Below are 21663 nucleotides of genomic sequence, written 5' to 3' on the forward strand. Positions count from 1 at the left end.
CTAATTAGTTTTAACAGGTTATATTTAGTTTAAAGGAAATATTATTGGAACCCATATATGAACTTAACTAAGAGCACATCAGCGGATGGAACGACCTTAACAATACAAATTAAGGGTAAGTTTGACTTTAATTTAGTGCAATCTTTTCGACAAGCTTACGCTCAAATAAATGCAAATATAGTAAAAGTAATTGTTGATTTAAGAGAAACAGAGTACATGGATAGCTCGGCATTAGGCATGTTACTTAACATGAAAAAAACAATAGAAAGCCAAGTAGGTACAATTGAGATAAGTAATTGTCAGCCACAGTTACGAAAAATATTACAAATTTCACGCTTTGATAAAAAGTTTGATATTTGCTGATGATCCATGTGCTTATTGTTGATGATCAGGCGCTTAACCGAATCTTATTAAGTAAGATTCTTGAGGAGGACGGCTACAAAATATCGATGGCGTATAACGGTCTTGAAGCATTAAAAGTGCTTGAAACTCAAGATATAGATATTATTTTACTTGATGTAATAATGCCTGTAATGGATGGCTTTGAAGCAGCTCAAAAAATAAAACAACGCTTTGATGAAGTTTATCTACCGATTATTTTTATTACTTCTTTGGATGATCAAGGTAGTTTTGAGCGCTGTTTAGAAGTAGGCGGAGATGACTTTATTCAAAAGCCTTTTGAAAAAGTTATTTTGCATGCAAAAATTAAAGCGCACAGCCGCACTCGCCAATTGAGTAAAAAAGCCAATCAACAAAAAGAACTCCTTCAATATCATCACAACCAAAACGAAAGAGAGCATGAGATTATTGAACATATTTTTAATAACTCACTCGAAAATCAAGATAAATTTAAAGACCACCTCGATTTCAATCTATCACCTGCATCTATGTTTAATGGAGACATGTTTTTAGTTGCACAAAGTCCCATTGGTAACCTTTACTGTATGCTTGGCGATTTTACGGGGCATGGTTTAGCTGCTGCTATTGGTGCATTACCTGCTTCGCGTGCCTTTTATAGAATGGTAAGTAAAGGTATGGCTGTGAACGACGTCGCCTCTGAAATTAATACGTTACTTTATAACTTACTACCTGGTCATATGTTTTGTGCGGCAACAATTATAGAGCTTAGTTCTTCTGGGAAAAGCATATCGGCATGGTTAGGCGGATTACCAGATGCGTATTTAATTGATCAAAATGGTGATGTTAAGCAAGTTCTTGAATCTCAACATATGGCATTAGGTATTTTAGATGAAGATGAGTTTGAGCACGAAGTTATTCATTTTGAAACAGATCATGAAACTCGTTTAGCATTTGCAACAGATGGGATTATAGAAACAACTAATAAAAATGATGTTTTTTTTGGTGAAGAACGCTTTTTAGAAACGTTAAAAAGTAAACCCATGGTTAGCTGTGAAAACATAGTTGGATATGTGAGTGAGTTTGCTGATGGGAGCGAGCAACAAGATGATGTCAGTATTGTTTTACTTAATTGTTTGCCTCTTGCTTCGCAAGAGCAGGTTAGAGAGAAGTTTTCAACGTTAGCATTTAATTTGTCGCTAAGTTTAAATGCTAAGCAAATAAAGCAAACAGATCCCGTATACGATTTAGTTAATATTTTAAGCGGGGTAGGCGGATTAAAAGATCATCGTTCAAATATATTTTTATTACTTTCTGAAGCTTATAATAATTCACTTGACCATGGCGTATTGGGTTTAGACTCAGACATTAAACTACAAGAAGATGGTTTTTTTAAATACTATGAGATGAGAGAAAAAGCCCTCGCAGCGTTGTCAGATGCGATGATTATTATAGATATGCGTTATTGCCCAGATACATTAAGCTTATATTTTATTATTTGCGACTCGGGTCGAGGGTTTAATCGTGGTGAAAGTGAACTTTCTGCGACGAATAGTGAATTTGGCCGAGGTTTGTCATTACTTAAAGAGATAGCCGAGAAAGTAACTTACAATGCCAGTGGTAATCAGGTAGAAATGTGTTACAAGTTGAGCTAGCTCTGTAAAAATATCCATGCTATTATTCTGAAAACTTTAGATGTATGGATGGCTAAATGATTTCTTCTTACCTAAAAAAAGCACAACTAAGTGCAAATCCTACTTTGATTTCAACAGAGCTTGAAAAGCTTGAGTTGCATCTTACAAACACAATTTTGCCTGATGTGCGTTGGGAGTGAGCTATAGTCGTTTCTGGTGTATGAGAAAAAGTCATTGCGATGTAATCTGTTAATTGATCTTGACCAGATCAACAATTAACCAGAGAGACATCGCAATGACTGAAAATGATAATGTTATTTCCATTGAAAAACCAGACAATCCGTTAGAGCAGTTGCTTAAAAGCGGGGCGCAGCAGTTGTTAGCTCAAGCGATTGAGGCTGAGTTGGCTGTTTTATTGGCTCAATACCAGCATGAGACCGTCGAGGGACTTCAGCGGATCGTCAAAAATGGTCACCAGCCTGAGCGTACGATCCAAACAGGCCTTGGTGATATTGAGGTCAAAATACCTAAAGTCAGGGATCGAAAAAAGGAAGGCATTAAATTCAATAGTGCCTTGATCCCGCCTTATCTGAAACGGACAAAAAATATCGAAGAGCTGATCCCATGGCTCTATTTACGAGGAATTTCGACGGGTGATATGCAGCCCGCTTTAGTGTCTCTTTTAGGCGAGCAAGCCAAAGGTTTGTCGGCCAATAGTGTCTCTCGGTTGAAATCCACCTGGGAAACGGAGTATCAGCAGTGGTCTAAACGTTCCTTGGCTAAACGTCGATATGTGTATATCTGGGCCGATGGGATTTACAGTAAAATTCGAATGGATGATAAGCTGTGCTTACTGGTAATTATGGGGGTAGATGAAACGGGCAGAAAGGAGCTATTGGCGGTGGTTGACGGGGTTCGTGAGTCTGAGCAGAGCTGGACTGAAGTGTTAAATCAGTTGCGCTCACAGGGTCTAACAATACCACCAAAATTGGCCATAGGGGATGGTGCGCTGGGGTTTTGGAATGCCCTCACCAAAGTATGGCCAACAACCCAACATCAACGTTGCTGGGTGCATAAAATCGCGAATGTGCTAAACAAAGTGCCGAAATCAATGCAACCTAAAATCAAAGCGAATTTACAAGATATCTGGATGGCAGAGAGTCGAGCTTCTGCTTATAAAGCGTATGATTTATTTGTTAAAAATTACTCAGTCAAATACCCAAAAGCGACGGATTGCTTGATGAAGGATAAAGATGAAATGCTGGCATTTTATGATTATCCTGCTGAGCATTGGATGCACATAAGAACGAGTAATCCGATAGAGTCAACGTTTGCGACGGTAAGGCTGAGAACGCATAAAGTGAAGAGTTGTGGCAGCCGGACAACCACCTTAATGATGGTTTTTAAACTCGCGCAGTCGGCAGAGAAAAAATGGTACCGCTTGCGAGGGTTTAAGTTACTGGCTGAAGTAATTACAGGGGTAAAATTTAAAGACGGCGAAAGAATAACTCAAGATCAAACAGAGCATCAAGATGAGCTCATACACCAGATTTGACAATAACTCGTTGGGAGTATCAAATACCTGAGCTTGGCGAGGGCGGTGCGTGTAGTTTATTTGGTTACCTACAAGATGAGCCATTCAAATTAACTGACTATCTTAAAAGTGATGAGCAAACACAGTTTAAGCTAGCTAGTCTACAAAGTATTGTAAGCTACATTGAGCAGCAAACAGGTGTCAACTGGTATGGTATTTATCAATCAACCAATACCAGTGAAGGTAAGCAATTACTCAAATTGGCTTATCATGGGGTGCCAAGTCGTCCGTTATTTCCATTAACAGAAGCTTTTGCTGCTGCTAGCAACAATGTACAGGTAGCGTTATCTCACCATGGTCGTATTATCAATAACGTCGAGGCGTATTTATCACAAGGTGGTGAATACTACACATGCGATCCTAAAGTTAAATCAGAAACCTGCTTACCTCTATTTAACGCGCAAAATGAATGCGTTGGTATTATAGATGCAGAAGCCTTTAAAAATGACTTTTTTGATGACAAGACACTTGCCGTTTTAATTGCGTGTTGTATTAAAATTCCTCACTTTCTAGTGTAAATAACACTAGTCAATGTGATGTGCTTTTATGTTAAGCTTAGGCTAACAGCTAACCCCTAAATAACGATAAGAGATAGCCAATGTTCTCAGTATTAAAACCATTACCAACAGATCCTATTCTTGGCCTTATGGCGGCCTATAAACAAGATACAAACCCTAATAAAATTGATTTAGGGGTAGGTGTCTACAAAGATGAGCAAGGCAATACACCGGTACTCAAAGCGGTTAAAAAAGCTGAAGCGTTTCGTCTTGAAAACGAAATGAGCAAATCTTACATTGGTTTAGCGGGTAACTTAGATTACTGCCAAAAGATGGAGCAGTTACTACTAGGCGAACATCAAGCATTGCTAGCAAATCGCGTGCGTACCGCGCAAGCTCCTGGTGGTACAGGAGCACTTCGCGTTGCAGCTGAATTTATTAAGCGTTGTAATACTAACGCGACTGTTTGGGTAACTAATCCAACATGGGCTAACCATATTAGTTTATTTGAAGCAGCAGGCTTAACAGTAAAAGAATACCCGTATTACGATTACGAAAACAAAGACTTACTGTTTGATGAAATGATCAACACACTTAAACAAGTGCCTAAAGGGGATGTGGTTTTAGTGCATGCATGTTGTCATAACCCAAGCGGTATGGACTTAAACGAAACACAGTGGAACACAGTTGCCGAACTTGCAAAAGAAGTTGGCTTTACACCACTTGTTGATATTGCATACCAAGGCTTTGGTGCTTCACTTGAAGAAGATGCACGTGGCTTACGTATTTTAGCTGATGCAGTAGAAGAGCTAATTATTTGTTCTTCATGTTCTAAAAACTTTGGCTTATACCGCGAGCGTATTGGTGCATGTTCACTAATTGCAAAAGACAGCGCAACAGCAGATATTTCAAACTCTGTAATGCTAAGCGTTGTGCGTAGTATTTACTCAATGCCGCCAGCACACGGTGCCGATATTGTTAATACTATTTTAAGCAGTACAGAGCTTACACAATTGTGGCACAGTGAACTTGATGAAATGCGTAGCCGTATAAACGGTTTACGTAGCTTAATTAAAGAAAGTTTAGCAACTAAAGATATTGCTCAAGACTTCTCATTCATTGAACGCCAAAATGGTATGTTTTCTTTTTTAGGTATTAATAAAGAGCAAATTGCTCGCCTACAAAAAGAATATGGTATTTACATTGTTGGCTCAAGCCGCGTAAATGTTGCAGGTGTTAGTCATTCAAATATTGAATACTTTTCAAATGCTGTAGCTGACGTTTGTAAATAAACGCAGTTAATATAAAAAACCGCACATCATAATGATGTGCGGTTTTTTATTATCTAAATTTAAACAAAAAGCAGTAACCTTTAACCGATAGCAGGAATAAGCCCCGCCATTTGCATAAACTGCGCAGTAATAATAGTAACTCCGCACACTGCTGCAATTCCAAGTCCTATATTTCCGCTACGGACTTTATAACCCGTTTTGACAGAAGAAGAACGGCGTTGTTTATAAACCATTGCTACAGGCAAAAATATTGCAAGTACGACAAGTGCAATTGCAGCATAACCTAAAGCCATAATAAAGCCTTGTGGATAGAATAATGCAAAGCCAAGTGGCGGCATAAACGTAATTAAGGCTGTTTTAATTCGGTCTGTTTTATTGTCACCTTTTTTAAATGCATCGGCAAAAAAGTCGAATAAACCTAAACTCACGCCTAAAAATGATGTTGCAAGGGCTAAATCAGCAAATAACTTAACGGCGGTCGTTACGCTTGGGTTATGCGCAATACCTGCCACGCTAGATACAAACCCATTAAGGCCTTGGCTGTTGAGTAAATCAGCTTGGCTCATAATACCTTGGCTCAGTAATTGCCAAAAAATATAAATCACTAAAGGCAGAGCAGCACGAGCTATAGTCGTTTCTGGTGTATGAGAAAAAGTCATTGCGATGTAATCTGTTAATTGATCTTGACCGGATCAACAATTAACCAGAGAGACATCGCAATGACTGAAAATGATAATGTTATTTCCATTGAAAAACCAGACAATCCGTTAGAGCAGTTGCTTAAAAGCGGGGCGCAGCAGTTGTTAGCTCAAGCGATTGAGGCTGAGTTGGCTGTTTTATTGGCTCAATACCAGCATGAGACCGTCGAGGGACTTCAGCGGATCGTCAAAAATGGTCACCAGCCTGAGCGTACGATCCAAACAGGCCTTGGTGATATTGAGGTCAAAATACCTAAAGTCAGGGATCGAAAAAAGGAAGGCATTAAATTCAATAGTGCCTTGATCCCGCCTTATCTGAAACGGACAAAAAATATCGAAGAGCTGATCCCATGGCTCTATTTACGAGGAATTTCGACGGGTGATATGCAGCCCGCTTTAGTGTCTCTTTTAGGCGAGCAAGCCAAAGGTTTGTCGGCCAATAGTGTCTCTCGGTTGAAATCCACCTGGGAAACGGAGTATCAGCAGTGGTCTAAACGTTCCTTGGCTAAACGTCGATATGTGTATATCTGGGCCGATGGGATTTACAGTAAAATTCGAATGGATGATAAGCTGTGCTTACTGGTAATTATGGGGGTAGATGAAACGGGCAGAAAGGAGCTATTGGCGGTGGTTGACGGGGTTCGTGAGTCTGAGCAGAGCTGGACTGAAGTGTTAAATCAACTGCGCTCACAGGGTCTAACAATACCACCAAAATTGGCCATAGGGGATGGTGCGCTGGGGTTTTGGAATGCCCTCACCAAAGTATGGCCAACAACCCAACATCAACGTTGCTGGGTGCATAAAATCGCGAATGTGCTAAACAAAGTGCCGAAATCAATGCAACCTAAAATCAAAGCGAATTTACAAGATATCTGGATGGCAGAGAGTCGAGCTTCTGCTTATAAAGCGTATGATTTATTTGTTAAAAATTACTCAGTCAAATACCCAAAAGCGACGGATTGCTTGATGAAGGATAAAGATGAAATGCTGGCATTTTATGATTATCCTGCTGAGCATTGGATGCACATAAGAACGAGTAATCCGATAGAGTCAACGTTTGCGACGGTAAGGCTGAGAACGCATAAAGTGAAGAGTTGTGGCAGCCGGACAACCACCTTAATGATGGTTTTTAAACTCGCGCAGTCGGCAGAGAAAAAATGGTACCGCTTGCGAGGATTTAAGCTACTGGCTGAAGTAATTACAGGGGTAAAATTTAAAGACGGCGAAAGAATAACTCAAGATCAAACAGAGCATCAAGATGAGCTCATACACCAGATTTGACAATAACTCGAGCAGCACCCGCAATCATTACTTTGCGCAGTACTTTTATTTCAAGGCCTACGTATTTAACAATAGAAGGAATAGAGCCATGAAAGCCAAATGAGGTAAATATAACGGGGATCGCTGACAATATTAAGCCTTGCTCTACTGGCATCTCTAATAAGTGCTTACCTTGAACGTAGGGCGTTAACATATAGAACAAGCTAGCAAGTACAATGATTTTTATTGTAAATAACACCCTGTTTAATTTATCTACTTTACTGGTGCCTAGTGTTACAACGCTCGCAATTATGACCGCCAATACAATTGAACCAAGTTGTGGTGCTATATTCACACTTAAACCTATATTTATACGCTCTTGGAGCTGTGCTCCGCCACCTGCAATATAAGCGGCACAAAGTGCATAAAATAAGAAAATCATTGAAAAATTAGCCACATACTGCCCGCGTTTTCCAAGCCAAAGTTTAGCTAAAGTATTTAAGGTAGCATCACGTGATGCGTACTGATGAAGCTCTAACATAAGCAACGCTGTGTAAGTCATTAACATCCAGCTCGCGACTATTAGCACTAATGCGGTATTAAAACCAAGACCGGCAGAAGCAATCGGTAATGCTAGCATTCCGGCACCAATAGTGGTTCCTGCAACAATTAACATGCTCCCTATTGTTTTATTTTTAAGCACTTAATTACCTTAATTATTATTAATATACATGTACGATATAACTAGTTACCTAAAACTCAAATAGTTTTATAATAAAACGCTGCAATTAAAATGTAACTTACAATTTACAGCTGTATTTATTAAGGCGTTTAGTGTTTAAAAAGTACTAAAACACAGTAGTGAGCGTATAATTTATTCTTTAATATATTCATTTATAAAAAGCATAGGGATGGCACGTGCCTGTTAAAGCCTCGTATTTTTTAATGGTTCTCATATGGTCTACAACGCCGCTAGGGATAGTGTGGAGCAGCGAAAGCGTATCGCCAACACTTGCAGTCCTCATGCGTATGCTTGTGGGATTGTTTATAGGCGGCTTAATAGTTGCTATTACGAATATTAGAGTACCTTGGAGTAAAAATGCGTGCTTACTTTATTTTTATTCGAGCATTGGTATTTTTGGTGGCATGTTACTTAGCTATATGGCTGCCAAAACGGTTCCCTCAGGAATTATCTCACTCATGTTTGGTCTAGCGCCGATTTTGTCGGGATTACTCGCTCAGCAACTACTAAACGAACCCAAATTTAGCCCAATTAAGTTAATGGCACTGGCATGTGCATTAATCGGTTTATATTTTGTTAGTTACAATCAAGTGCAGCACTCACAAACCCAAGGTATAGGCCTACTTTATGTGTTTATGGCTGTGTGTTTTTTTAGCTTAAGTGGGGTAATGATAAAGCGAGTACAAATAGCAATTCACCCAATGGCGACCACCTTTGGTGCTTTAGTGTTTGTAACGCCACTATTTTTTATAGCGTGGTGGTTACTCGATGGAGAGTTGAATACTGCAAATTGGAGCGCAAAATCACTTTGGGCTATTGGGTATTTAGGCGTGTTTGGATCACTGATCGGTGCGCTTGCCTACTTTCATGTTTTACAAAACTTAAATGCAAGTACAGTAGCACTTACTACCTTAATTACCCCTAGTTTTGCTTTAGGGTTAGGTGCATGGCTAAATAATGAAATGCTTAGTCGAGAGTTGCTGATAGGCGCTGTTATTATTTTGATTAGTTTAGGTTTTTTTCAATTTGGAGACAAATTTTTGAAATCGACCAAATTAAAAACCCAAGACTAAAAGCGCCCTCAGTGTGATCACATTTTAGCTATTTGGATAACTAAACGACGGTTTTTATTACGCCCTAAAATATTTTCGTTTGTATCCACAAAGCGTTTTTCACCTAAACCAGTTGTTTGCACTTTTGCTTCATCAACACCTAAACTAACCATGTAATCTTTAATTGATTTTGCACGTTTGCGTGAAAGGTCAAGGTTATTCCAACGTCCGCCATAGCTATCGGTATACGAATCAATGCTAATGGATTCAATACTCGGGTCGTTTTTTAAATACTCGGCAATCTTATCTAAACGCTGCTGCGAAGATTTAGTTAACTTACTGCTATTTGATTGATAATTCATAATGGTAAATGAAATATCTTCAAAGCTATAAGGGAGTAATTCATCTCGACACTGTAAAAATGCCCAATACGCCTGTTTAAAATTAACACTTGAAATACCAACGGCAATTTTATCGGCACTGTTTTGCCAGTCTTGATAGTAAAAGGTAGGGTAAAAGCCCTTTTCAAGTTCGGTTAGCATCTCCCATGATGTTTTATTGTCTAGCTCACCGTCAAACTTTTTGAGTAACTTCATATTGGCAATATCGCGCGTAGGTAAGCCCGCACGCCAAGTAGGGGGGACTGCTTTTAAACCCGCTATGTCATAATTTTTAGGCCTGACAACCATATCTAAATGAAAGCTGAGATTTTTGTTTTTACTTGCTGAAGCTTTAAAAATAGCCTCTCCATAGTAAGGAACTTCATGATTTAATTGGCATTGTAGCCTTGTTGTTTTAACCACTTCCCAGTTAGAGTTATCTTGATTAGCTGTATATTGGCGCATAGCAGCATAGGCACTACTATGGCATAGTGCGCTGGTGATACTCAGGCTAATTAATAGCAACTTAAACTTCATGGGGCATGCTCCAACACATCTTTCATGCCAATAATTTGGCAAAATACAGAGTAATTATATTTCAAGGTCAATAACACCTAGCTAGCTTAAACTTTAAAGCAAATTACATGCCTACAATTTAAGGCGCAATTAATCTAGCAATGCACTAGCCGAAAGGTACTCACTTTTGACATAATAGTGGGATTATACCTATAAACCAAGAATACTATGGCAAATACTGAGCAAACACTTTTCGCAAAACGCTTTCGTGGCTTTTTTCCGGTTGTAATTGATGTTGAAACAGCGGGCTTCAATAAAAATACAGACGCTTTACTAGAAATTGCCGTTTCAGTTTTAAAAATGGATGACGAAGGGTTGCTCAGCATAGATCATACCGTGCACTTTCATGTAGAGCCATTTGAAGGCGCAAACATAGAGCAAGCTGCAATTGAGTTTAATGGTATAGATCCCTTTTCGCCATTACGCGGCGCAGTGCCAGAAGAAGACGTTATTAAAGAAGTTTGCAAAGTGGTACGCAAAGCTCAAAAAGTAGCAGGGTGTCAACGCTCTGTTATTGTGGCGCACAACGCAGCGTTTGATCATGGCTTTTTAAATGCAGCTATAGAGCGTAATAATATAAAACGAACACCATTTCATCCCTTCGTAAGTTTTGATACAACCACTCTTGCAGGACTTGCGTTAGGGCAAACTGTATTGGCTAAAGCATGCCGCGCTGCCGGTATTGAATTTGATAACAGTCAAGCACATTCAGCACTTTATGATACCGAGCGTACCGCTGAGCTGTATTGTTTAATTGTAAACCGTTGGCAGCAACTAGGTGGTTGGCCGTTAGCGCCACTAGATGATAGTGACGCCGAAGTGGATACACAAGATGGCACAGAAACTAAAATGACTGAGTAATTTTTCCTTCATTTAGTTTTAATAAATGGGGTGGATAAATACGCGAAAACTGTTTTGAATCTTTTGCTATTTTAAGCTCTACCCCTGGGTGCATTAACTCATTCACTTTTAAGCGGCAACTTGAAAGCAATTGCGTGATTTTTCGCTTAATCAACAATTTTTGACGATTAACATGCTCTGTACGTGCTTTTATATGTTGTTCATTTTCGGTTATTTTATTCAATAACTGCTGACGCTGAGTGGGCTCTGCAACTTGTCCCGCTTTTTTACGAGCTTGTTTTAAAGCAGTTACTTTAGTTGCAAGCACTTTTTCAAAATCAGCAATTTGGATCTGCTTGTCACGAAGTTCAAACCAGTTTTGTGCTAAAAGCACACGAGTTTTTGTTCCCGCTGGTGCACCGAGTTCGCCGGTTTCAATACGCATAGCGTCTAAAATATTGCCACCAATAATTTTACCGCGAGGTTTATCTGCTTTACCAACGCGTATTAACCGCCTTGCACTCATATCACAATGCAGTGCTTGGCGTTCAATAAATAAATCTTGTTCTGTTTTTATATTACAATATTGAGCGTAGCCAATTGAAATAGTACGCAAAGCTGTAATATGACATGTAAATGCTTCATTATTTTCGCGTTTTCGACCAATAGCCCCCTGCATAATTGTTACAGCACTTTTGCTCTCAACAATACCTGATTCTACAAACCCTAAAACGGTAATATCGCCGTTTGCTTTAACATGCATACCGTCTTTTATATCACCGCTGATTATTACGCTACCATCAAAATCGACATGGCCAGTACTTACATCAATGTTATCAAAGCATAAAACATCATCTACACGCATACCACGAGGCAAAGCAACGGGTACACCTTTACAATCTGCAATAAGTATATCTGGGTTGTTGGGGTCTATTTTAGTCCCTTCGAAAGGTTGTAATTGGTGCTCTTTTCCTGGTGTTGCAGGAATAATTTCACCAAATATAGTGTAGCCATCTTCACCGCGAGTTGCGGGTATGCGCTGCATAAGAGGTGTACCTGGTTTTACCGTGATGATTGCGCCAAGGTTTTTCATATCAACCTTACCGCCTTGAGTTGCTTGAGGGCTAAGCACACGATCTTGGGCTGTTGAGCATAAACGAACAAATCTAGCATCTTTGCCATCTTTAGGGTTACGTCCGTGAGCAATTATTGCACTGTAAGAGCTTCCAGCTGGTTGTTCAAACTGTTGACCTAAAAAGGAATCAAGCGCGCGAGGGCTTATTCCTTTTTTAACACCGGCATCAGCGAGTGCTTTTTGCGCACCTTCCATCGATAATAATAAACCACCTTTTGTAGTGGTAATGGTTGCTTCTGCTACCATGCCTTTTTCATCGATATTAATAACAACAGTTGCATTTACAGCCTGAGCAATAATTAACGACTCTTCTTTATAATCTTTGCTTTGAGAAAAAAGTTTACCAATGTTAGCCGAAATAACGTCAAAATCACAGTAGTCAGATTGTTCTAGCAGTTCAATTAACTGCGTTGCAGTTATTGGAAAACCACTATCAACAGGGTGTGCTATTAAAGATAAGTACCCCGTTTCTTCATTAAATGAAAAAACCGACATTTATTTATTCCCTACTTAATGTGCCTGTTATTATAATTGTTATATTTTTTATTGCTTTAAGGTGCATTTTTAATCCGATCAAAAAAGCCAGCACTCTATTGGAGCACAACTGGAGTCTCGTGTTAAGTAAATGTTGTTTAACTATGCAGCTATTTATAAAAATATGATTATTTAATAGGCAGTTAGTATGAGGGTCTGCTTATTTTTTGAAGTTAAATTTGCCGAAGTGTATTTGTTTTTTACGCAAGGCAAAGCCTATGCTGTGCGGTTGTTCCCCATAGATAGGCGATAACGTAGCATAAATGCCAAACACACGCTGTCCTTTGGGCTCGCTCCAAGGGCTATTTACTCATTGTTGCTCGATTTTTACTTAGCCTACTACCTACTGCTAGGCTAGGCTACAAACCTCGCGCCGCAATTAAATCACCTCTATATAGAACAAATTTCAACCTAAAAGGTCAGCGAGTCCTAACAGATAAAATAAAAGCGAGTTAGTTCTTGAGTATCAGCGCCTTACTCAGTTATACTACCCGCACGCTCTGAATGAGTTTACTGATTCAGGGGCTGATTAGGATTCGACGGAATTCAAGACGCCCAAGGTGCATGTCGAGGTGCGGTTTGCCTCGTTAAAAAGCCGCAACCTAAAGTAATCGCAAACGACGATAACTACTCTCTAGCAGCTTAGGCTAGCTAGCGCTCCTTCCATGTATTCTTGTGGACTGGATTTTGGAGTGTCACCCTAACACCTGATCGCGACGGAAACCCTGGCCGGGGTTGAAGCGTTAAAACTAAGCGGCCTCGCCTTTATCTATCGTGTTCGTCCGAGATTTAAAGGTTAATTAAATGACGATACTAAACATGTAGTACCGACGGTTGAGGCTTTTCGGACGGGGGTTCAAATCCCCCCAGCTCCACCAATAAAGGTTTTTGAACTCGTTATTCGAAAACCATAAAAAACCCGCAAATTTGTTAATCCAAATTTGTGGGTTTTTTTATGCTTATAATTTAATTATTAATGATTGTTCAACGTTTGTAATAACTAATACCAACCTGCTTATATAGAGCTATAGTCGTTTCTGGTGTATGAGAAAAAGTCATTGCGATGTAATCTGTTAATTGATCTTGACCAGATCAACAATTAACCAGAGAGACATCGCAATGACTGAAAATGATAATGTTATTTCCATTGAAAAACCAGACAATCCGTTAGAGCAGTTGCTTAAAAGCGGGGCGCAGCAGTTGTTAGCTCAAGCGATTGAGGCTGAGTTGGCTGTTTTATTGGCTCAATACCAGCATGAGACCGTCGAGGGACTTCAGCGGATCGTCAAAAATGGTCACCAGCCTGAGCGTACGATCCAAACAGGCCTTGGTGATATTGAGGTCAAAATACCTAAAGTCAGGGATCGAAAAAAGGAAGGCATTAAATTCAATAGTGCCTTGATCCCGCCTTATCTGAAACGGACAAAAAATATCGAAGAGCTGATCCCATGGCTCTATTTACGAGGAATTTCGACGGGTGATATGCAGCCCGCTTTAGTGTCTCTTTTAGGCGAGCAAGCCAAAGGTTTGTCGGCCAATAGTGTCTCTCGGTTGAAATCCACCTGGGAAACGGAGTATCAGCAGTGGTCTAAACGTTCCTTGGCTAAACGTCGATATGTGTATATCTGGGCCGATGGGATTTACAGTAAAATTCGAATGGATGATAAGCTGTGCTTACTGGTAATTATGGGGGTAGATGAAACGGGCAGAAAGGAGCTATTGGCGGTGGTTGACGGGGTTCGTGAGTCTGAGCAGAGCTGGACTGAAGTGTTAAATCAGTTGCGCTCACAGGGTCTAACAATACCACCAAAATTGGCCATAGGGGATGGTGCGCTGGGGTTTTGGAATGCCCTCACCAAAGTATGGCCAACAACCCAACATCAACGTTGCTGGGTGCATAAAATCGCGAATGTGCTAAACAAAGTGCCGAAATCAATGCAACCTAAAATCAAAGCGAATTTACAAGATATCTGGATGGCAGAGAGTCGAGCTTCTGCTTATAAAGCGTATGATTTATTTGTTAAAAATTACTCAGTCAAATACCCAAAAGCGACGGATTGCTTGATGAAGGATAAAGATGAAATGCTGGCATTTTATGATTATCCTGCTGAGCATTGGATGCACATAAGAACGAGTAATCCGATAGAGTCAACGTTTGCGACGGTAAGGCTGAGAACGCATAAAGTGAAGAGTTGTGGCAGCCGGACAACCACCTTAATGATGGTTTTTAAACTCGCGCAGTCGGCAGAGAAAAAATGGTACCGCTTGCGAGGGTTTAAGCTACTGGCTGAAGTAATTACAGGGGTAAAATTTAAAGACGGCGAAAGAATAACTCAAGATCAAACAGAGCATCAAGATGAGCTCATACACCAGATTTGACAATAACTCGCTTATATATGGGGTCTATTTAACATTAAGAAAATTATGCTAGAACTAGACAAAAATTTTTGTATCTAGTTGTTCTCGGCAATTGCTCCCTGCATTGCTCTACCTCCTGCATCCATGCAGTCGTAAATAAAAAATTTTTAACGACGTTATAGTGCAATTTAATTCGTTAAATTGATCAAAGATTTATGTAGGTTGGTATAAGCCTTAGCTGCTATTTCAGCGTTGTACAGCGCAGTAAGTAAAACCAATATTAACTTGCCAAAGGGGCAATGTAGCCATGCTTTAAGGTATACTTTCGCGAGTCATTTTATGATGAACGGAGGGAATATTTTACTGTTACAACAAATACTTGATTATGCAAGGATTGAGCAAACAATGGTTTACGCGCACTTTGCACCAAGTCATTTAGAGGATGCTATTAAGTTAGGTCCAAAAATAAACTAGCGATTATTTGTAAAAATTATGGTCCTTATCTAGAAAAACAATATAAAAAGTGTTCGAACAGAAATTATAGGAGGATTTGTTTTGCTCCTTTTTGTTAAAATCATCTGGAATAACAAATCCTATTAACCTAACAGAACCTTCTAACCTAAATCTAGCCCACTTAGCTTGGTGAGGAATATGCTTGGGTTGAGTAAAGTCAGATTTTTTTGGAAAAGAACCATAAACCTCTAAGACGTGGTTTTTTCCTTGTCCTATTTTTTCTTTCTCCCATTGTACTAAGGGCTTTTTTGAATAATTAACTAACTTATCAAGTAGCTTTTGTAACTGTACTTCAGTCCAATCGGAAAAGTTTTGGCCAGCAGGTTGGTCGTGAGTAAAATATGAAAAGTTAAATTTGCACAAACTAGCTATTTTATCTTCAGGGCTATCAAGGCTAGCTGTAGGGAATCGATCTAGGAAACTTTGTTTTCTGTGATTTTTGAAGTTCATAGAACAGGAACTCCACCCAATTTACCGCTATTATATGCTGGTAAAATTGCGCGATCATTTCGTAATATATCACTCGGTATTTCATCTAATCGGTATGCAAAACATTCATTGTTTTCTTTTTCAACAAGGTAAGTTCTATATTTCCCCATATATTCCATAATTTCAGAATTGTGAGTTGTGAAAATTAGTTGGGCATTCTTTGGATTATTTTCTGGGCAATCAAAAAGACCTATTAATTTAGGTAAAATATGAGGATGAAGATTAATATCAAATTCATCGATACATAAAACCCCACCAAATTTCAAAGCATTTTGATACTTACCTAATTGAGTGAATAGCGATTTTGTACCACTTGATACTGCAAATATTGGTAATGGATGTAATTCACCACTCACTTCATGTATGAAAAGAGGGGTATAAATAACTCTCCCAGTTTCTTGATCATCTTTTTGTCGTATTACAATATCACTAACACCGGTATCACTTGCAACAATGATATCTTTTGTAAAATTAAACATTTCTTCATTGTGATACAAAACTTTAGATATTTGGTTTATATCAGGGAGATGCTTTACTAGGCCACCGTAACTAACGTTATAGGTGATAGAGTCAAAAAAACAGTAAACATCTGATAACGAGTCCATCAAATCTAAATCATATTGTTTAAAAGAACTGATAAAAGAAGCGTTAGTTCGTAATTTCATTGACGCGAGTTCAGAAAACTCCGAAATAAGATGAGTAAATTCATTTTTTTGTCGTTCTATTATTTTTACTTTTCTATTATTTTTCCTATAAAGAACTTCACTGAAAACTTCGGTATCAGTTAAAGATAGTTCGTAGCTGTATTCACAATTGTTCCATATAAATTCAATGTAGAACTCAATAGGATTTTGATTTCTAAAAAAAGGCTCTACTCTTATATAATCTTTAGGTTTGTAATCTTGAAAAGAGTCAGTACAAAAGTCACTGATGAATGATAAAGCCTTCAACAAATTTGTCTTACCGGAGGCATTTTTGCCTTTTACGCACAGAAAATCAGCGACACCTTTTTTAGATACTTTTTTTGGAACTCTAAAGTTAACAATACAACCTTCCTTGAACCCAAAAAAGTTCTTTAAGCCATATTCTAAAATCATTTGGTGATAACCTCATATCTACGAATTGAAACAATATGGATGATAGAGAGGTTTACCTAAATTAACAAGCTAAATAGGTTTTTTTGACGAAAAACGTCAAATTCACGTGTTTAGGCTGTAAGTTTTATTGACCAGTCAGTGACCACAAATAATAGTTTGCATTAGATTATATAAGATAACATTAGAGGTTAACTGCTTGATACTAAGGTAACTCATTGTTTCTATTAGTTACCTATAACAATTGAGGCTTTTCGGACGGGGGTTCAAATCCCCCCAGCTCCACCAATAAAGGTTTTTGAACTCGTTATTCGAAAACCATAAAAAACCCGCAAATTTGTTAATCCAAATTTGCGGGTTTTTTATGCTTATAATTTAATTATTAATGATTGTTTAACGTTTGTAGTTTGTAATAACTAAGACCAATCTGCTTATATATGGGGTCTATTTAACATTAAGAAAATTACGCTAGAACTAGACAAAGATTTTTGTATCTAGTTGTTCTAAATAAAAAATTTTAACGACGTTATAGTGCAATTTAATTCGTTAAATTGAACAAAGATTTATGTAGGTTGGTATAAGCCTTAGCTGCTATTTCAGCGTTGTACAGTGCAGTAAGTAAAACCAATATTAACTTGCCAAAGGGGCAATGTAGCCATGTTTTAAGGCATACTTTCGCAAGTCATTTTATGATGAACGGAGGTAATATTTTAGTATTGCAGCAAATACTTGGTGTCATGCAAAGATTGAGCAAACAATGGTTTACGCGCACTTTGCACCAAGTCATTTAGAGGATGTGATTAAATTTGGACCAAAACAATAATCTCATGACTCTTTTATAATAAGAGTGAATTTCTTCCATGAAAATGAGAATAGGATCAGAGCAGAGACTAAAAAGCCAAAACCAGTATTCAAGAAGAAAACATCTAATTTTAAGTCAAAACCTTCAAACATATCTTTATTGTAGTGGTCAATAAAATTTGGCCACAGTTTTAGAATCTTTGTATCTGACCTCAGATTCATTTGGCGCTAAACCGGCATTATAATGATGCGGCCTAACATTATTGTAATATCCATTTATGTAATCACTAACGCTATATTTAGCGTCTATAAAATTTCCATATCCACTCTTTGGCATCCATTCCGTCTTAAAGCTTCTAAAAAATCGCTCCATTGGCGCATTATCCCAACAGTTTCCACGCCTGCTCATACTTTGTGTGATTTTATAGCGCCATAAACGTTGGCGATATTTTAAACTTGTATAATGACTACCTTGGTCAGAGTGAAACATCAGTCCTGTCGGTTTTCCTCTGCTTTCATACGCGAGTTCAAGCGCTTTTAGCGTTAAATTAGTATCTGGTGATAACGACATTGCCCAGCCAACCACTTTGCGTGCAAATAAATCAATAACGACGGCTAAATAAGCCCAGCGATTGCCCGTCCAAATATACGTCACATCACCGCACCACACGGTATCAGGCTCAACAACATCAAACTGTCTATCAAGCAGGTTTGGGATTTCAAGGTGTTCATTACCACCACGTTTATATGAATGTTGAGGTACTTGGCAGCTTTCGAGCTTTAATTTAACCATTAGCTTAGCTGCACGATAACGGCTCAATTCAAAATCATTGTTCGTTGCTATCGCTGCGATTGTCCGTGCCCCAGCTGAACCACCACTCATCGCATGTATTGCTTTTACTTCAGCCTCTAACCTTACTTGCTCAGGTGTCGGCGTTGTATCCCGTATGGCCCAGTACTTATAGCTGCTGCGATGCACATTGAATACGCTACACAGCAGACTAATTGGATAACGCTCTCGTTGATTTAACTTCTCGATTAACGAGAATTGTTCAGGGAGTCGGACATCAAGAGAGCGGTAGCCTTTTTTAATATATCCTTTTCTAATTCAATGCGTTGTATTTGCTTTTTAAGCTCACGGATTTCAATTTGTTCGGGCGTCATTGGTGAAGCTAAGGGTGTCTGACCATTGCGTTCTAGCTTTAATTGAGTAACCCATTTACTTACGGTTGATTTACCCACCCCCATCGCTTTTGCTGCGTCTTCTTGCGTATAACCTTGGTCTACTACAAGCTGAGCCGTTTCTAATTTAATTGCCGCTGAATATGTTGCGCGTTTTAATTTCGTCATTTTTTCACCCAAATTTGTATGCTTATTAGCATAACATTTCTTTCTTAATGGGTGGCCAAAATCACTGTACCACTACACCTAATATTGGTCTACTGATGGGTTCTCGCTTAGTTATACAATCAAGTTTGCAATGACGGGAATAAGCTTCTTTGAAATGCTCCGCTGTGGTTATGGATTGTGATTTATTATCTTGACCTGAAATATAAAAAGAAGCAGTTAAATTTTTCTTTTTTTGTATGGCGGTAGTGGCGGATTTTGTCAATTTAATTCCCTAGAGTGTATTTATCCCATGCTTATAGTTTCAAGAATTTTACTTCCGGTCAAATAAATATGTCCATCTACTGTCCATAATCAAAAAATAACATAAGAGCCAGATAGACTAATATAAGATAGTAACACTCTGATTTTGAAATAAATTGTTGTTTTTGTTGGTTAGCTATAACAATTGAGGCTTTCGGACTGGGTCAAATCCCCCCAGCCAACAAAGGTTTTGAACTCGTTATTCGAAAACCATAAGAAACCCGCAAATTATAGAAATCAGCTGCTTTTTATTGTCTGTAATATTTCAAAATATCTGCCAATTTTAGAGCATCATTAACAATGTGTTTTTAGACTACAGATCTTCGTTTTTAGGATTTTATTTTTGACTAATTAACGTTTGTCACTTAATACTTGAACTCAAGTAACAATAAGTAATACCAATCCGCAATAATACTTAATCAATTTGAGGGATTAAATCTGACGTTAACTGCGTTAAAAATTTCTGATATACGACTACATCTCGATGCTGGATGCAGAGCAATGAGTGATAACAACTAAATAACGAAATTTTTGCCTTATTATCGATACGATTTTCTTAGCTCAAAATAATCTCTTAATTAAGCGAATTGATATAATAAACATTAATTGATGCAAGGAAGTTAATTATGGCTAACTTAGTAATTTGTTGTGACGGCACATGGAATAATCCTCAACAAGAAGACAATGGTGCTCCCGCACCAACCAATGTCGTCAAGCTCTACCACGCGCTAGCGAAAAAAGATAATTCAGAAGTCACACAAAAGTTGTACTACCACCCAGGTCTTGGGGGCGAAGAAACGGGGCTAAAAGATTCTATAATTGATGGAGCTTTAGGTAAAAGTATAAAAAGGCATATTTGTAGTGCTTATCATTGGTTAGCGAGTAACTACAACGAAGGCGACAAAGTATTTATTTTTGGGTTTAGCCGAGGAGCATTTACGGCGAGGAGTTTAGGTGGGTTGTTAGGGCTTGGGCTACTTGATTTTAATAAGCTTGAAAATAACAAAGCGCGGTGGGAAAAGACTCACGGACATTTTGAAAACTATAAGTCAAAACTAGAGAGGATCCCTAAGAGTTTATATATTAACAATAAAAAAAGCTTACCTATTCATTTTATAGGCGTATGGGAAACGGTGGGGGCATTGGGTATACCAAATGACATGGAGCTATTTAACTTGTTGGATAACCCTGCGTCATGGCGTTTTCACGATACTAGTTTGGGAAAACATATAAGTATTGCTAGGCACGCAATGGCAATGGATGAGAAGCGAAGTAGTTTTTGTGTTACTCGCTGGAGTGAAAATTTAGTTGATCGAGACGTTAAAGAAATGTGGTTTCCGGGCGTACATTCCGATGTAGGTGGCGGGTATTATGATACAGATTTATCAGATATTGCACTTGAGTGGATGATAAAGGAAGCGCAGGAGAGCGGTTTGTTTTTTCGGGATAACATTTTAAATCAGCTTAATCCAAATCCTTGTGGCGTACTTCATAATTCATTTAAAGGAATATTTGCTAAGTTTAGATCTCGTCCGCGCAATGTGGATTGTGTGATTACAGCAAATAATGAAAATTTCCACGAAAGTGTATTTGAGCGTCAAGAAATATCGCCTATTGAACATCCTGAATATTGGCCAACAATAAAATTAGAGGTTGGGGAATCGACGGTTGTTAATGTATTTGCTAAGCAACATTGGACTTCAACGTATATTTACATGAATAAGGGTGAGCGGTATATTTTTGACTCTGAAGGCGAGTGGCAAGATAGTAAAGATGAATGTGATTGGCTTGGTACAGAGGATGGAAAATTAACGGCGGGCGACATTATTCGATTTGCATCGTCTATTTTGGGAATGACTGAACGTAAATTTAAACAAGCAACGCAGAATCGCTCTACCGATTTTTGGGGAACTAAACGGGTAGAGCATATGCGATGGTTTATTGCTGTTGGGTGTATCGCAAACGATTCTGGTAAAGCGCAGGCGGTTACAAACGATGGTAGTCCGCACCCTCATCAGTATGAAGCTCTCTCGCATTATCAAAAAAACTCGAAGACGTTACAGATTAGCTCCTCGGGCTATTTTTATGCTTTCCCAAATGATGTGTGGTCTTTGTACCATAATAATCAAGGCTGCATTCAACTCAGGGTAACTCGAAAGTCGTAGTG

General features: G+C 38.6%; 16 protein-coding genes, 1 other RNA gene and 4 pseudogenes. 14 read left to right on the plus strand and 7 right to left on the minus strand.

What is annotated here, in order from left to right:
* Nucleotides 1–57 precede the first annotated feature (57 nt).
* From AC0VZ4_RS06025 to AC0VZ4_RS06050, 6 genes are all read left to right on the plus strand, one after another.
* The gene (locus tag AC0VZ4_RS06025) at nt 58–363 is read left to right on the plus strand and encodes an STAS domain-containing protein (RefSeq protein ID WP_007378350.1); all 306 of its coding nucleotides are present in this window, start codon (nt 58–60) and stop codon (nt 361–363) included.
* On the plus strand, nt 363–2012 hold the full coding sequence (locus AC0VZ4_RS06030; RefSeq protein WP_475441622.1) for an ATP-binding SpoIIE family protein phosphatase: 1650 nt from the start codon (nt 363–365) through the stop codon (nt 2010–2012). Before AC0VZ4_RS06025 ends, AC0VZ4_RS06030 begins: the two co-directional genes overlap by 1 nt.
* Nucleotides 2013–2068: 56 nt before the next feature.
* Nucleotides 2069–2191 (plus strand): hypothetical protein, encoded by a 123-nt coding sequence (locus AC0VZ4_RS06035; RefSeq protein WP_475441194.1) that lies wholly within the window; start codon nt 2069–2071, stop codon nt 2189–2191.
* Nucleotides 2192–2286: 95 nt separating this feature from the next.
* Nucleotides 2287–3546 (plus strand): IS256 family transposase, encoded by a 1260-nt coding sequence (locus AC0VZ4_RS06040; protein WP_475439694.1) that lies wholly within the window; start codon nt 2287–2289, stop codon nt 3544–3546.
* On the plus strand, nt 3543–4103 hold the full coding sequence (locus AC0VZ4_RS06045) for a GAF domain-containing protein (protein WP_475441195.1): 561 nt from the start codon (nt 3543–3545) through the stop codon (nt 4101–4103). Before AC0VZ4_RS06040 ends, AC0VZ4_RS06045 begins: the two co-directional genes overlap by 4 nt.
* 80 nt (nt 4104–4183) lie before the next feature.
* The gene (locus tag AC0VZ4_RS06050) at nt 4184–5374 is read left to right on the plus strand and encodes an amino acid aminotransferase (protein WP_149605888.1); all 1191 of its coding nucleotides are present in this window, start codon (nt 4184–4186) and stop codon (nt 5372–5374) included.
* 80 nt (nt 5375–5454) lie between these two features.
* Here AC0VZ4_RS06050 and AC0VZ4_RS06055 read toward each other — a convergent pair.
* Nucleotides 5455–6003 (minus strand): annotated as a pseudogene (locus AC0VZ4_RS06055) (aromatic amino acid transport family protein); the annotation flags it as partial.
* Nucleotides 6004–6093: 90 nt separating this feature from the next.
* Between AC0VZ4_RS06055 and AC0VZ4_RS06060 the strand changes: the two are divergent.
* The gene (locus tag AC0VZ4_RS06060; protein ID WP_475439694.1) at nt 6094–7353 is read left to right on the plus strand and encodes an IS256 family transposase; all 1260 of its coding nucleotides are present in this window, start codon (nt 6094–6096) and stop codon (nt 7351–7353) included.
* Here AC0VZ4_RS06060 and AC0VZ4_RS06065 read toward each other — a convergent pair.
* Nucleotides 7352–8035, minus strand: a pseudogene (locus AC0VZ4_RS06065) (aromatic amino acid transport family protein); the annotation flags it as partial. The gene AC0VZ4_RS06060 and the pseudogene AC0VZ4_RS06065 sit on opposite strands and share 2 nt — an antisense overlap.
* Before the next feature lie 215 nt (nt 8036–8250).
* On the opposite strand from AC0VZ4_RS06065, the gene AC0VZ4_RS06070 reads away from it, so the two are divergent.
* Complete coding sequence (locus tag AC0VZ4_RS06070; RefSeq protein WP_033031020.1) at nt 8251–9147, plus strand: DMT family transporter; 897 nt, start codon at nt 8251–8253, stop codon at nt 9145–9147.
* 17 nt (nt 9148–9164) lie between these two features.
* On the opposite strand, the gene AC0VZ4_RS06075 is transcribed toward AC0VZ4_RS06070, so the two are convergent.
* Nucleotides 9165–10043, minus strand: a complete 879-nt coding sequence (locus AC0VZ4_RS06075; protein ID WP_475441196.1) for a flagellar protein MotY — start codon at nt 10041–10043, stop codon at nt 9165–9167.
* A gap of 207 nt (nt 10044–10250) precedes the next feature.
* Here AC0VZ4_RS06075 and rnt point away from each other — a divergent pair, with 207 nt between their 5' ends.
* On the plus strand, nt 10251–10943 hold the full coding sequence (rnt, locus tag AC0VZ4_RS06080; protein ID WP_475441197.1) for a ribonuclease T: 693 nt from the start codon (nt 10251–10253) through the stop codon (nt 10941–10943).
* Here the strand turns inward: rnt and AC0VZ4_RS06085 are convergent.
* The gene (locus tag AC0VZ4_RS06085) at nt 10927–12552 is read right to left on the minus strand and encodes a DUF342 domain-containing protein (RefSeq protein ID WP_475441198.1); all 1626 of its coding nucleotides are present in this window, start codon (nt 12550–12552) and stop codon (nt 10927–10929) included. The two genes, rnt and AC0VZ4_RS06085, sit on opposite strands and share 17 nt — an antisense overlap.
* Before the next feature lie 560 nt (nt 12553–13112).
* Between AC0VZ4_RS06085 and ssrA the strand changes: the two genes are divergently transcribed.
* From ssrA to AC0VZ4_RS06100, 3 genes and pseudogenes are all read left to right on the plus strand, one after another.
* Nucleotides 13113–13469, plus strand: a transfer-messenger RNA (tmRNA) gene (gene ssrA / locus AC0VZ4_RS06090).
* A 241-nt stretch (nt 13470–13710) separates the two neighbouring features.
* Nucleotides 13711–14970 (plus strand): IS256 family transposase, encoded by a 1260-nt coding sequence (locus AC0VZ4_RS06095; protein ID WP_475439694.1) that lies wholly within the window; start codon nt 13711–13713, stop codon nt 14968–14970.
* 252 nt (nt 14971–15222) lie between these two features.
* A pseudogene (locus AC0VZ4_RS06100) lies at nt 15223–15423 on the plus strand (tyrosine-type recombinase/integrase); the annotation flags it as partial.
* A 3-nt stretch (nt 15424–15426) separates the two neighbouring features.
* Here AC0VZ4_RS06100 and AC0VZ4_RS06105 read toward each other — a convergent pair.
* Together AC0VZ4_RS06105 and AC0VZ4_RS06110 are read right to left on the minus strand one after the other, a co-directional pair.
* A complete protein-coding gene (locus AC0VZ4_RS06105) occupies nt 15427–15912 on the minus strand; it encodes a hypothetical protein (RefSeq protein WP_033023932.1) in 486 nt (161 codons plus the stop codon).
* Nucleotides 15909–17048, minus strand: coding sequence for an AAA family ATPase (locus AC0VZ4_RS06110; protein WP_475441199.1), 1140 nt, complete (start codon nt 17046–17048; stop codon nt 15909–15911). Before AC0VZ4_RS06110 ends, AC0VZ4_RS06105 begins: the two co-directional genes overlap by 4 nt.
* Before the next feature lie 629 nt (nt 17049–17677).
* On the opposite strand from AC0VZ4_RS06110, the pseudogene AC0VZ4_RS06115 reads away from it, so the two are divergent.
* Nucleotides 17678–17868: pseudogene (locus AC0VZ4_RS06115) on the plus strand (tyrosine-type recombinase/integrase); the annotation flags it as partial.
* 147 nt (nt 17869–18015) lie between these two features.
* Here AC0VZ4_RS06115 and AC0VZ4_RS06120 read toward each other — a convergent pair.
* A protein-coding gene (locus AC0VZ4_RS06120) for an IS3 family transposase (protein WP_475441200.1) occupies nt 18016–19196 on the minus strand; the annotation gives its coding sequence in 2 pieces (ribosomal slippage) (nt 18016–18938 and nt 18938–19196; 1182 coding nt in all).
* A 926-nt stretch (nt 19197–20122) separates the two neighbouring features.
* Between AC0VZ4_RS06120 and AC0VZ4_RS06125 the strand changes: the two genes are divergently transcribed.
* A complete protein-coding gene (locus AC0VZ4_RS06125) occupies nt 20123–21661 on the plus strand; it encodes a DUF2235 domain-containing protein (protein ID WP_475441201.1) in 1539 nt (512 codons plus the stop codon).
* Nucleotides 21662–21663 lie beyond the last annotated feature (2 nt).

It is taken from the genome of Pseudoalteromonas sp. QJM3NY_22, assembly GCF_056173065.1.